Raw genomic sequence first — 13,034 nt, 5'->3', positions numbered from 1 at the left:
GAGTAATCGTCCGCGTCGATGCCGTCCCGCACCTTTACGACCGAAAACATGCCGCCCATCTCGATGGGGCCGTAAGGGCCCCAACCCGTCATCATCGGGATGGTATTGTCGGGCAGCGGCATTTCCATTTTCGCCATATCGCCCATCCCGTTCGTGCCCATAGGCATGTATTCCGGCTGAAACTGACGGATCTTCTGCGTCAGCGGCTTCTTGTTGACCCCGATGAACGTCGGCACGTCATGGCCCATGGCGTTCATCGTGTGGTGTGACTTGTGACAGTGGATCGCCCAGTCACCCAGATGAACGGCTGTGAACTCGTAAGCGCGTACGGCGCCAACGGGTATGTAGATGCTGACCTCCGGCCATTGGGCTTCAGGTGGAACCCAGCCACCGCCTGTGCAGCCCGGTCGATCAGTATGAACGATAAATCTATGCGACGGACTGGTTTCGCCTGCCGCATGTTCTCCACCGGCTGCGCTTGCAAAAACTTGCGGCTCGCCGCGACTGCCTTAGCGGCCGAATGAAACCTGTGCCTTTCAAAGAATAGCATTGGTGAAAGTAGCATATTCAGCCTTTTGAAGCGTGGGTCCTGATCGAGCAGGCTATGCTCCGGCGCTGGAAGGTCAAGAAAAACCAATGCTTTAGAAGCATAATTTTTGTAACGAAATGTATCCTTGATCTTTGTTGGCAATCGCGCTTTTTTAATTGTGAAAGGTTCGGGATGTATGCGTTTTTTCAGATTGACACGAATGGCTCATATTCTGTCGCTCATCGTCTTGATGGTAGCGGCCATGCCGTTTGTCGGACCTGAAGCTGGCTCGCCGCAAGAAGATTGGAGCCACGTTGCCGCGATGGACGTTCGTGATTGTGACGCACATCTTGTGTCGGACGATACTATCCCCGGTTGCCCTGGTATGATGGTGCATTGCGTCACTTTTTCTAACGCCGATCATGCACTACCCGAACCGAAGCTCTTTGTCGTGCACGTTTATCATGGGTCTCGCGCGGTCGACGCAGAAGGCTTGAAGCCGGAAGCGTCTTCGCCCCCTCCGCGAGTCTGAACGCGCTTCGATTCTCATCCCTGCATCTTACGGCTCAGGTTTCCGGTCTCGTCCAAATAAGAAACGGCGTGAACGTGTGAAGGGCTCCCCTGTTCGGGTGGTCCTGAAACACCTCGGGTACTCGCGGGATCACTTCTCAGAAGCTACTCGAGGTCTGCCGTGATCGGGCGAACCTTCGACTCAATCATCGCAAAGGAGAAGAGTATGCGACTCTTCAAAGCAAAACAGTGCGCGCTTTCCGATACAGCGCTCAGTTCGTCGGAACATCTGGCAAAAGGTCTGTCCCGGCGTCAGTTCGGTTTGACTGCGGCTGCCGCGCTTGCCATGCCGACGGCATTGCGCGCGCACGGATCGCCAAAGATCACATCGAAAGGGACCTATGATATCACTGTCGACCGGGTTCGGATCGACACTGGGAACTTTCGGAAAATGGGGGTCGGTTACAACAAGAGCCAGATTCCAACGATCCTGCGGTTCAAGGAAGGCGAGGAAGTCACCATAAACGTGACCAACAACCTCCGCGAGAGCACCTCAATTCATTGGCATGGGCTGATCCTGCCCTTCCAGCAGGACGGCGTCCCCGGTATCAGCTTCAACGGTATCGCTCCGGGTGAAACCTTCACCTACCGGTTTCCGATCCAGCAAGCGGGAACTTACTGGTTCCACAGCCACTCGGGCTTTCAGGAACCCGATGGTGCCTACGGGGCCATCGTAATCGAGCCGCGCGACGGTGAACGGATTCGGGCGGATCGTGATTATGTCGTGCAACTGGCCGACAAGCACCCGCATCCGGGCAGCCGGATTATGCGGAATCTCAAGAGGATGCCGGATTACTACAATCGCTCGCAACGCACCTTGCAAACCCTGATCGAGGACGCGCGCCAGGATAGTCTGAAAGCAGCCCTAAAGGATCGCGGGATGTGGGGGCGGATGCGGATGATGCCAACGGACATTGAGGATGTGCAGGGATTTACCGCTCTGATCAATGGGCGGAGCACATCGCAAAACTGGACAGGGCTGTTCCGGCCCGGTGAGAAGGTCCGCCTGCGAATAGTCAATTCTTCGGCCATGACCTATTTCGACATGCGTATCCCGGGCCTGAAGATGAGCGTGGTCCAGGCTGACGGCAACGACGTCAAGCCGGTCACGGTGGATGAACTGCGTGTTGCCGTGGCGGAGACTTTTGACGTCATCGTCCAGCCGCGGGAAAACAAAGTTTATAGCATCATTGCCGAATCAATGGGTCGCACTGCGCTCGTTCGTGGGACTCTATCGCCAAAAGAAGGTTATGCCGGGGCCGTGCCGCGGCTCAGGTCCAAGCCATTGCTCACAATGGCCGACATGAGCGGCATGATGGGGATGGATATGGGTGACCACGTCATGCAGAACGCAAGTGGCATGCAGACCATGAGTGGAATGGAGCACTCAAAAATGCAGGGTATGAATAAGCCCGGCATGAACGGCATGGAGCACTCTGGCATGAATATGTCAGGCAATGGCGACCCATTCTATGCGCCAGGCAGCGGGCTGACACCCAAGGCCTATAACGGCGGCAAGTTCCTGTCCTACACGGATCTGCGCGCTGCGCGGCCGCTTTACCGGAACCGCGCTGCCTCGCGCACCATTGAACTGCGTCTGACGGGCAACATGGAGCGTTACATCTGGTCGATCAACGGGGTAAAATACGAGGATGCCGACCCAATCGTGCTGAATTATGGCGAACGGGTGCGCATCCGCTTCATCAATGAGACAATGATGGCGCATCCAATGCACCTGCACGGGATGTGGTCGATCATCGATACCGGTCAGGGCGCGCGTAACCCCATCAAGCACACGGTGAGCGTCCAACCCGGCACGACAACCGACATAGAGGTCGAGGTCGATGCCCCTGGACAGTGGGCTTTCCATTGTCACCTCTCTTACCACGCTGACGGTGGCATGTTCCGCAAAGTCGTAGTCAGAGGGCGCCCAGCCTGAACCAGTCAGAAAAAAGGAAAATCAAGATGAAACGTTTCAAACTGGCCGGACTTGCCGGCCTCTTTCTGCCCTGGGCTCAGGTCACATACGCCGAGCCGCTTATCTGGGGTTTCCAAGCGGAGCAGTTCGAATATCGCGCGATGGATGGTGAGGATGCCTTCGTATGGGATTTTGATGCTCTCGCGGGATCGGATGAGTTGAAATTCGTCTGGAGAAGCGAAGCCGAGCTTGGCCTCACATCGGATGATTTCGAAAAATTGGAAAACCAGGCGCGACTTCAGTTTCCAGTTTCGCCTTTCTTTGATGCCGTAGTGGGGGCTTATGCGGATACGCCGGGTGGGGCACCTGACCGCTACGCTGGTGTGGTCGGCCTCAAAGGCCTCGCGCCGCAGTGGTTCGAGATCGATGCCGATCTTTTCGTGTCTGATCACCCATTCTTCCGTTTCGAGGCAGAGTATGAGGCACTGTTGACCAACCGCCTGATTTTCACGCCGAGCATCGAAGTTGATATGCCCCTGAAGGATGATCTGGCGCGCGAACGCGGCGCTGGCGGTGCTATAGTGGAGATCGGAGCGCGGCTTAGCTATGACGTCATCGACCGCGCTTTTTCTCCTTATGTCGGCGTTAACTACGAGGCCTCTTATGGCGACACGAAGGACATCGTCAAAGCAAATGGTGAAGATACTGATGCATTTTCGATCGTCTTCGGTACAAGCCTAATGTTCTGAAAATTTTGTCGCCCCGGCTGCAAGCCCGGGCGACCTTCAAACTATGCAATTCCCAAAGGGAGCGTGAGAGATTAACAGCCAAACTTGAAACGAAACCGTGATGAGTGGACGGGGACACGCGGGTCACATGCGGTAGAGCGGACGCAGCATGGCAATGTCAGCTTAACGAGATCGCTGTCGAAGTGCGCGAGATGATGGGCCAGGCCGTCGACGCCGCGTGAAATGGAGATTCTACGATTACGTCTTGAGCTTCCATTAGCTGGAAGCCCTAGGGTCGTAGCGACCCGGACGCAACCCCGCCAAATACGAGGACGCACCGCTCGATGTCGAACGATAGAAGCCAAGTCGGCTGGATCACTACAGATACGCTGGGTCCAAGTGCCATCGGTTCGGGGCTGTTCCTCGTATTTGCGCCCGTTCACCTTTGGGTGCCCGAACAGGTCTCGGTCGCAATCGCGGCCCTGACACTGGCCGTGATAGGGGGCGCCTATATCGGTTTCGGCGCCTCCTCTGGCTTGGCCCGGCTGTTCTGGTTGGAATTCGGGGCCGCTGCCTTCTACGCGTTTGTGGCGCTTGTTGGTCTGCTCTGGTCGCCGCTCGCGTTGCCGCTGGGACTGGCGGCGCATGCGGCCTGGGACCTGCTGCACCGTATTGGCGCCTTCGGTGCACCGGTGCCGAAATGGTACATTCCCTACTGCGTGGTCTTCGATCTGCTGACCGCCGGTTTTCTCCTCATCCTTTATCTACCGTGAGGGCGGTCAGGTGGCACAGGGCATCACGGTTGGAACAGGCGCAAAAATCGTCCTCGCGGTCGCGCTCGTGGCCGCTGCGGCGGCGCTGTTCCTTGGGCCCTTGTCAGGCTTCGTGGAAGACCTCAGCGGCGAGCGGATATCGGCCTGGGTGAGCGCTGCCGGCGCATGGGGGCCGATCGTCATCATCGCCCTCATGACGATCGCCATCGTCGCCACGCCGATCCCAAGCGCACCTATCGCCTTGGCGGCAGGTGCCGCATACGGACATACGATCGGCACCATTTACATCGTCATCGGCGCCGAATTCGGCGCCCTGGCGGCCTTCGCTCTGGCACGGTTCCTAGGGCGCGATGTGCTGACCAGATGGTTCGGCGAGACGGTGGACAAGGGCTGGCTCGGATCGCAAAACGCGCTGACCCTGACCGTGTTCGCCAGCCGGCTGATGCCGTTTATCTCGTTCGACATCGTCAGCTACGCTGCCGGTCTCAGCTGCCTGCATTTCTGGCGTTTCGCTGTAGCGACGCTTGCCGGCATCATCCCCGCCAGTTTCGTTCTCGCGCATTTCGGTAACGAGGCGATGAGCGGGGAGCCCGGGCGAGCCGCCTGGGCCGCTGTCGGGCTGGGGGCACTGACGCTGGCCCCCATTATCGCCGTGGCGATCCGCGAGCAGCGCGGGAGGAAGGCACGCTCATGACCGCGACCCCCAGGCCCGACGCGCGCCCGTCCCCGGACTGGAGAGCCGTTCGCGCGCTGATCCGCCGCGAGATGTTGCGGACTTGCCGCCGGCAACTGGGCAATCGGGCATTGCACCTTTCGGATGGCGAAGAGGTGCGCTGGCCGCCTGAAGACATCGAGCGTTTTCTCGTCACGCTCGATCGTGCAGCGGAAGAAACGCGGGAGATTGTCGGTTTGCAGACCCTGCCCGATGGCGGCAGCCGGCTGATGGTGGAGCTTGACATCTACACCGTCGCCGCCGATACCGCTCTGCGGCGCCCAGGGGTCGAGACGGGGTGCGCGCACGCGGTCGTCACCGATGTCGGTTGGGACCTCTACCGCCGGATGCTGCGCCTGTCGTCGCTGTCCGCGCGGCTCATCAGCCGCTATCCCGGGCGCAGGCTGCGCTGGACGATCCGGGCACTGCTAGTGTTTCTCTTCTACCCGGTCGGCGCCCCGGGCTATGCCGCGCGCGTCTTTCGCGATGGTGACGACCCGCAAACGCATTTCACACATCGTCCGCCGCAAACATTCGCCCGGGCGGTCGCGAGGCATCGCGCAGAGCCCGAACTGCTGGAAGCCTTTCGCCAAAGTTGGTGCCTCTACGACTGGCCCGGCGCCAATCTCATCGCCGGGGATGGCAAGCGGGGCCATTACCGCAGACCGCAGACGCTCTCTGCCGGGAAGGCACGCGCATTCGGAAAGGAAAATGTCTAGATGAAATCGGAATACAAGGCGAACAGCATCAGCCTCGCCGGTGCGATTGCGATGGGGACAGGCGTGATGATCGGCGCCGGTATCTTCGCACTGACCGGGCAGATCGCGCAGCTTGCCGGACCACTCTTCCCGTTGTCCTTCATCGCCGGCGCGCTCGTCACCGCGTTCAGCGCCTATACCTACGTCAAGATGTCCAACGCCTACCCGTCTGCGGGAGGCATCGCGGTGATCCTGCAAAAGGCCTATGGCCCGACGACCGTCGCCGCGGGGGCCGCGCTGCTCATGGCCCTATCGATGGTCATCAACGAAAGCCTCGTTGCGCGGACTTTCGCCACATATTCTTTGGAGGGATTAGGCGTCGAGCGGACCAACTGGTTGGTTTCTACCCTCGGTGTGGGTCTGATTGTGTTTGCCTATCTCATCAACGCTGCCGGCAACCGGTCGGTTGGCTTGTTCTCGATCGTCATGGCTATCCTAAAGGTGGGAGGTATCGCGCTTTTCGGGGCGGCGGCGCTCTGGGCAGGCGGTATCTCGTTCGAGGCGGCGACGGACGGGCAATCGACGCAAATCACCGGCTTCGTGGCCTCCGTTGCGCTTACGATCCTGGCTTTCAAAGGGTTCACCACGATCACCAATAGCGGTGCCGAAGTGAACAATCCGAACCGTAATATCGGTCGGGCCATCGTTGCGTCCATCGGCATCTGCGTTATCGTTTATCTTCTCGTCGCCTTCGCCGTCGGTTCCAGTCTTAACCTTGAAGAGATCATCGCTGCAAAAGACTATGCCCTTGCTGAAGCCGCGGGGCCGACCTTGGGCCGCACGGGCTTCTACCTGACTGTCCTATTGGCCATCGTCGCCACGTCATCAGGACTGATCGCGAGCATTTTCGCGGTCTCTAGAATGCTTGCCATGCTGACCGACATGAAACTGATCCCCCACAGCCACTTCGGCATGCCGGGTGCGATCCGAGACCATACTTTGGTCTACACCGTGGTAATCGCCAGTTTCCTAGCGGTGTTCTTCGATCTCAGCCGGATCGCCTCGCTCGGTGCGTTCTTCTATCTGGTGATGGACATCATCATCCACTGGGGCGTGTTTCGGCACCTGCGACAGGAGATTGGTGCCGTGGGGGCTATTCTGCTCGGCGCGATCGCGCTCGACATCATCGTGCTGGCGGCGTTCACCGCGCTGAAATGGCAGAGCGATCCGTTGATCGTGCTGGTCTCGATCGGGATGATGGTCGCTGTCTTTGCCTTCGTGGGTCTATTCTTGCGCCATCGTCCACCACAAGAGGATAAATCCGAGCCTCACTCGCATATGTAGGACGATAGACAATGCTAACTGCCGCCCTTCCGTTTCCAGACATCGGCCACGAAGTCTTTTCGATTGATATTTGGGGTTTTCACCTCGCGCTCCGATGGTACGCGCTCGCGTACATCGTCGGCATCGTAACAGGTTGGCGAATTTGCGTTCGGACCTTCGGGCGTCCTGCGCTCTGGTCGGATGCTGGGCCACCTATGAAACCCGCGCAGTTGGATGAACTGCTCACGTGGATTATTCTCGGCGTCATCATCGGTGGGCGTCTTGGTTTTGTCCTGTTCTACGAGCCGCAATACTACCTGAAAAACCCTTTGGAAATCCTGATGGTCTGGCAGGGCGGCATGTCCTTCCATGGTGGGTTTCTCGGGGTGACGGTCGCTGGGCTTGTCTTCTGTATCCGCCAGCGCGCGTCGTTTCTTGGAACTGCGGACATCTTGGCTCTGGCCACGCCACCCGGGTTGTTACTCGGACGTCTCGCCAATTTCACCAATAACGAGCTCTGGGGACGGCCGACTGATGTTCCATGGGCGGTGATCTTCCCCGGAGAGGCCGCGCAAGCCTGCCCAGGCGTGGTGGGGCTATGTGCGCGGCACCCGTCGCAGCTTTACGAAGCGTTGCTTGAAGGAGTGGTGCTGGGCATCCTTATGCTGGTTCTGGCATGGCGAAAGGGATGGCTGAAAAGGCCCGGTGCCCTGACAGGAGTGTTTCTTGCGGGCTATGGCATGTCCAGGGCCTTAGTCGAGTTCTTCAGGCAGCCGGATTTGCAATTCGTGAGTGAGGATAACCCAATCGGACACGCCCTGCATTTCGGAACCTGGGGACTAACGATGGGGCAGGCGTTGTCGCTTCCAATGATCTTTGCCGGACTGGCATTGATCTGTTGGGCTTTTCGCATGCAACAGCGAGATCGCGACCAGAAGACAACCGAGACTGTGTAAGTTTCGATCCGCTCGAACCTATGCAATGAAACGCTGCGCGCCGTTTATCCCAAAACGAGAATCAAGTCATCCGACAGCGAAAGGTCCGGAATGTGAAGGTTCTCTGGTGCGAGTCCCTTTCTGATGCGCCCGGCGGGGTCATAATGCGAGCCGTGGCAAGGGCAAAACCAACCTCCAAAATCGCCGGAGCCTTTTCCAAGCGGAACGCATCCCAAGTGAGTGCAAACGCCAATCATGATCAAATACTCTTCGCGGCCGGGAACTGCCCGGTGCTCATCGGTCGCAGGCACGTCCCCGTCGAAGTTGGGGTTTCTTGCGATCGCATCAGGTAGGTCGGCGACACTTTCGGAACGTGCCGCAGAAATTTCCTCTTCAGTTCGATAGCGGATGAACACCGGTTTTCCCCGCTACTTGACAGTGAGTTGCGTGCCAGGTGTCAGCTCGGAAATATCCACGCGGATCCTGAGCAAAGCCCTGACCACCGCGAAGGTGGCGAAGAACAGGACCAGCACCAGCTTCTGGGTTCCGGTCAGCTCCGGTTCGGTGAATTCGCCATCGTCAGCGCTTAAGAATATCCGGCGATGTGCATCGCGCTGCTTGGCGACCACCGAGTGGGATGGATCGGCCTTTACTTTAGCGGCGTAGCGCATCACGTAGGCGATGCATGTCAAGAGTCTGCCGGTCAGGATGACTAGCCGCAATGCCATACCCTGGGTAAGGGGTATCCCCGCCGCGTTTGATGCGATGACGGTTGTAAAAGGGGTGATCGTGGAGCCGAGGGTGCCGATGCCAGCTCCGATCAGGATGATGGCGACGCCGGTGACCGCATCAAACCCCGCGGCGACAACAACCGGGATCAGCAGTGCATAAAAGGCCGGTTTTTCCTATGCCATGCCGTAGGTCGTGCCGCCCAAGGCGAACAGCGACATCAGGATCGGTATCATCCAGATCTCGCGCCCTTTCATGCAGCCCATCGCCCGTCTGGATGCCAGTATCGATGGCTTTGGTGGCGTTGACTACGCCAAGAAACCCATCCAGCAGGAGCACAAACAGCGCTACATCAATTGCGTTCGCCGCATAACTGTCCGGGTCATAGAATCCTGCCACGGGAGCTAGCATGACTTCGACAAAGCCCTGCGGATTGGGATCGACGGTCTGGTAGGTTCCCGGCACGGCAACTTCACGCCCGACCTCTTCGTTCATCGCACGATCATATTGTCCTGCGGGGATGATCCAGGTCAGGCCTGCGACAATGATGATTAAGGAAAAAGGATCGTGTACGCGGTTGGAAACCATGACGACACGCCATTACTGTGTGCTTCCCTATCGGTTGGATTGTCGTTCAGGGATCCACTACCGTCTTGTCATTGAGTTGCGTCATGTGCCTGCGTGAAGTTTGGCAAGAAGGCGGGAACTCGCGCGGCATACGCGTCGAACCTGTCTCCGAACGCGGCCCGGGTTTCCCGCTCCTCTGCGCGAGCAAGCCGCACGTACATCCAGAACAACGCCGGATACATCGCCAGTGTCAGCAATGTTGGCCACTGGACCAGAAAGCCGGTCAAAACGAGGATGAAACCCACGTATTGCGGATGTCGGACACGCGCATAGGGACCACTGGTAGCCAGCGTGCCGTTCCGTTGGGCTTGGTAAAGCACTCGCCATGCGGCCGAGATCATCCAGAACCCAAGTCCGATCAGAACGAAGCTTAGGATGTGGAAAGGGCCGAAATGCGGGTTGGCTTGCCAGCCGAAGAGCATTTCCGGAAGGTGGCCGGCATCGTGCGAAAACCAGTCAATCCCTGGGTACGTGCTCTGCAACCAACCGGACAGCAGATAAATCGTGAGAGGAAAGCCATACATTTCGGTGAACAGGGCCACTAAAAATGCGCTGAAGGCTCCGAAACTACGCCAGTCTCGCGCCGTTTGCGGCTTGAAGAAGCTGAATGCAAACATGATGAAAATGGCGGCATTCAGCAGGGTAAAGAACCACAGCCCATAACCGGGATCGTGCATCATGACTTATCGCCTCCGCCATGACCCCCGTGCCCAGCATGCATGAAGAGATGCATCACGACGCATCCGAGAAGAAGCAGCGCGAGAAACCCATTACCGCCAAAAATGTGGACGCGATGTTCGAATGCGAGGAGGAACGCACCAATCCCGAGAGCAATCAGAAGAAAGACGCCTGTGCGAGATTTCCAAAAGCCGTTTTCGTGATTGTCGTGATTATCATCATGCTCAGTCATCTGCTTTGATCCTGTTACTGTTGAATGGAGAAATCGTCTGCCATTATTGGTTCAGAACTTCAGTCGCCGCAGCCGAAGAGCATTCAACACCACCGACAGCGAAGATGCGCTCATGGCGAAGGCGGCAAAAATTGGGCCGATCAGGATACCAAAGAACGGATAGAGGATACCGGCTGCTATAGGCACACCCGACGCGTTGTAGATCAGCGCGAAGAACAGGTTCTGGCGGATATTGCGCATCGTGGCGTGGCTCAGTTTGCGGGCTCGCACGATGCCGTCGAGATTGCCCTTAACCAATGTGAACCCCGCGCTTTCGATGGCCACATCCGCTCCCGTGCCCATCGCGATGCCGACATCTGCCTGGGCAAGTGCGGGGGCGTCATTGACCCCATCGCCGGCCATGGCGACCTTTCGGCTCTGTTTTTGCAGCTCGCGGATAATATGCGCTTTGTCCTCGGGCAGTACATCAGCGCGAATCTCATCAATGCCGAGGCGGCTAGCGACGGCCTGCGCGGTGCGCTCGTTGTCGCCGGTCGCCATGATGATCCGAAATCCTTGTTCATGTAGCGCCTTGAGGGCCGCGGGAGTAGTTTCCTTGACCGGGTCAGCGACGCTGACCAATCCGGCAATCGTGCCATCCAGTACGATGAACATTACGGTCTCGCCTTCGTCGCGCCGCGCGTTGGCGGTGTCGACCAGCGCGCCGCTGTCCAGTCCCATGTCGTGGATCAGTGCTGCATTGCCAAGCGCAACCGACTTGCCGTCGACGCGGCCTTTGACGCCCTTGCCGGTCACCGCCTCGAAGTCCTCGGTCTTGGTGAAATCGACACCGCGCTCCTCTGCCCCGCGCACGATGGCCTCGGCCAACGGGTGTTCTGAGCCGCGCTCCAGCGATGCGGCCAAGCGCAAGACTTCGGCCTCGTCATGTCCTTCCTCGGTCAGCACCGCGACCAGTTTGGGCTTCCCTTCGGTCAGCGTACCAGTCTTGTCCACTATCAGCGTGTCGATCTTTTCAAACCGCTCCAGCGCTTCGGCGTTCTTGATCAGTACGCCCATCTGCGCACCTGTGCCCGTGGCGGTCATGATCGACATCGGCGTGGCAAGACCAAGCGCACAGGGACAGGCGATGATCAGCACCGCCACAGCCGAGACGAGGCCATAGGCCATTGCGGGATCAGGCCCCCAGATCGACCAGACGATGAATGACACGATTGCGACGGCGATCACCGCTGGCACGAACATCCCCGCGACCTGATCGGCGTATTTCTGGATCGGCGCACGGCTGCGCTGTGCGTTGGCAACCATCTGCACGATCTGGGAAAGCATTGTATCCGCCCCGATGCGCGTGGCCTCGATGACCAGGCTGCCGGTGCCGTTGATCGTGGCCCCGGTAACGGGTTCGCCCGCGACCTTCTCGACGGGGACGGGTTCTCCGGAAATCATCGACTCGTCCACCGAGGAGCGGCCTTCGACCACCACACCATCGACCGGAACCTTGTCGCCGGGGCGCACGCGAATGTGATCGCCCAGCTGCACCTGGTCCAGCTCGATTTCCTCTTCGGTGCCGTCAGGGCGGATCACGAGCGCTGTCTTGGCTGCCATGTCCAGCAAGGCCCGGATCGCCTTGCCGGTGCCTTCGCGGGCGCGCAATTCCATCACCTGGCCCAGCAGAACCAGCGTTACGATCACGGCGGCGGCCTCGAAATAGACGCCGACATTGCCGTTCTCATCGCGGAACCCGGTCGGGAAAATCTGCGGCGCGATGACCGCAACGATACTGAAGATATACGCCGCACCTACACCCATCGAAATCAGGCTGAACATGTTGAGATTCATCGTCCGGAACGACTGATAGCCGCGCACAAAGAATGGCCAACCCGACCAAAGGATCACGGGCGTCGAGAGCGCCAACTCCAGCCAGAGCGAAGGGCGTTCGCCCAGTTGCTCCATGAAATATGTGAAACCTACGAAAGGACCCATCGCTAAAACGAGAACGGGCATTGTCAGCACGACACCAGCCCAGAATCGACGGGTAAAGTCGACCAGCTCGGGATTCGGACCATCATCCTCAAGGCTGACTGTTTCAGGCTCCAACCCCATGCCGCAGATCGGACAGGATCCGGGGCCAGGATGGCGTACCTGCGCATGCATCGGGCACGTATAGACAGTGCCGTTGAAGCCCTCCGGCACGGTGTCATAGTCGCCGTTCTTCACCCCGACAGTTGCAGCGCCATGCGCATGGGCGTGCCCAGAATGGTCATGATGCCATTGCTGCCCAACGTCACCTTCGGGCACTAGGAACATGCCGCATTTGGGACATTTCCCTTCCTCGGCGCTACGCACTTCGGGGTGCATCGAGCAGGTATAGACCGTGCCGGTATAGCCGTCTGGTACCATGTCATAGCTCTCGTCACCCTCTCTTTGCCTGCCGCCCCGGCATTTCGTCACGTTCATCCTGCTTCCTTTCCTGTTCGCAATTGGCTCGTCACTATTGGATCGATGTAACCGACGCCCCCAACGCGCAGGGACGATGGCCACAAGGTGGTTTTTGGGGGTACTCTTGTTGGTTTGTCATGCCTTCG

At 58.6% G+C, this 13,034-nt stretch carries 11 protein-coding genes and 3 pseudogenes; 7 read left to right on the top strand and 7 right to left on the bottom strand.

Features of this window, described 5'->3' with window-relative positions:
• Positions 1-248 (bottom strand): annotated as a pseudogene (locus RBB18_RS20710) (copper oxidase); the annotation flags it as partial.
• Between the two features lie 1,017 nt (positions 249-1,265).
• Here RBB18_RS20710 and RBB18_RS20705 point away from each other — a divergent pair.
• The 7 genes from RBB18_RS20705 (at position 1,266) to lgt (ending at position 8,207) form a co-directional block, all read left to right on the top strand.
• Positions 1,266-3,038 (top strand): copper resistance system multicopper oxidase, encoded by a 1,773-nt coding sequence (locus tag RBB18_RS20705; protein WP_306112337.1) that lies wholly within the window; start codon positions 1,266-1,268, stop codon positions 3,036-3,038.
• 26 nt (positions 3,039-3,064) lie between these two features.
• Positions 3,065-3,766, top strand: a complete 702-nt coding sequence (locus RBB18_RS20700; protein WP_057796902.1) for a copper resistance protein B — start codon at positions 3,065-3,067, stop codon at positions 3,764-3,766.
• 323 nt (positions 3,767-4,089) lie between these two features.
• Positions 4,090-4,518, top strand: coding sequence for a DUF6010 family protein (locus RBB18_RS20695; protein WP_057796901.1), 429 nt, complete (start codon positions 4,090-4,092; stop codon positions 4,516-4,518).
• Between the two features lie 10 nt (positions 4,519-4,528).
• Positions 4,529-5,212, top strand: coding sequence for a TVP38/TMEM64 family protein (locus RBB18_RS20690; protein WP_350484433.1), 684 nt, complete (start codon positions 4,529-4,531; stop codon positions 5,210-5,212).
• Positions 5,209-5,949, top strand: a complete 741-nt coding sequence (locus RBB18_RS20685) for a hypothetical protein (protein ID WP_306112338.1) — start codon at positions 5,209-5,211, stop codon at positions 5,947-5,949. The genes RBB18_RS20690 and RBB18_RS20685 overlap by 4 nt, the downstream gene beginning before the upstream one ends.
• The gene (locus tag RBB18_RS20680) at positions 5,950-7,272 is read left to right on the top strand and encodes an APC family permease (protein ID WP_057796899.1); all 1,323 of its coding nucleotides are present in this window, start codon (positions 5,950-5,952) and stop codon (positions 7,270-7,272) included.
• An 11-nt stretch (positions 7,273-7,283) separates the two neighbouring features.
• Positions 7,284-8,207, top strand: a complete 924-nt coding sequence (gene lgt / locus RBB18_RS20675) for a prolipoprotein diacylglyceryl transferase (RefSeq protein ID WP_057796898.1) — start codon at positions 7,284-7,286, stop codon at positions 8,205-8,207.
• A gap of 44 nt (positions 8,208-8,251) precedes the next feature.
• On the opposite strand, the pseudogene petA reads toward lgt, so the two are convergent.
• The 6 genes and pseudogenes from petA to RBB18_RS20645 all read right to left on the bottom strand — a co-directional run.
• A pseudogene (gene petA, locus RBB18_RS20670) lies at positions 8,252-8,692 on the bottom strand (ubiquinol-cytochrome c reductase iron-sulfur subunit); the annotation flags it as partial.
• Between the two features lie 51 nt (positions 8,693-8,743).
• Positions 8,744-9,064 (bottom strand): annotated as a pseudogene (locus RBB18_RS20665) (YfcC family protein); the annotation flags it as partial.
• Entirely contained in the window at positions 9,036-9,503 is a 468-nt protein-coding gene (locus tag RBB18_RS20660) for a hypothetical protein (RefSeq protein WP_082631176.1), read from the bottom strand. The gene RBB18_RS20660 and the pseudogene RBB18_RS20665, both read right to left, overlap by 29 nt.
• A 68-nt stretch (positions 9,504-9,571) precedes the next feature.
• Complete coding sequence (locus tag RBB18_RS20655) at positions 9,572-10,222, bottom strand: isoprenylcysteine carboxylmethyltransferase family protein (RefSeq protein WP_201455466.1); 651 nt, start codon at positions 10,220-10,222, stop codon at positions 9,572-9,574.
• The gene (locus RBB18_RS20650; protein ID WP_082631175.1) at positions 10,219-10,452 is read right to left on the bottom strand and encodes a DUF2933 domain-containing protein; all 234 of its coding nucleotides are present in this window, start codon (positions 10,450-10,452) and stop codon (positions 10,219-10,221) included. The genes RBB18_RS20655 and RBB18_RS20650 overlap by 4 nt, the downstream gene beginning before the upstream one ends.
• A gap of 51 nt (positions 10,453-10,503) precedes the next feature.
• Positions 10,504-12,849: a copper-translocating P-type ATPase gene (locus RBB18_RS20645; RefSeq protein WP_268873937.1), complete on the bottom strand. Its 2,346-nt coding sequence runs from the start codon at positions 12,847-12,849 to the stop codon at positions 10,504-10,506.
• Between the last annotated feature and the right edge of the window lie 185 nt (positions 12,850-13,034).

This window comes from Roseovarius sp. MMSF_3298 (assembly GCF_030733705.1).
Taxonomy (GTDB): Bacteria; Pseudomonadota; Alphaproteobacteria; order Rhodobacterales; family Rhodobacteraceae; genus Roseovarius; species Roseovarius confluentis.
The sequence above is the reverse complement of the archived record's forward strand: the minus strand, read 5'-3'. Positions and strand labels throughout refer to the sequence as shown.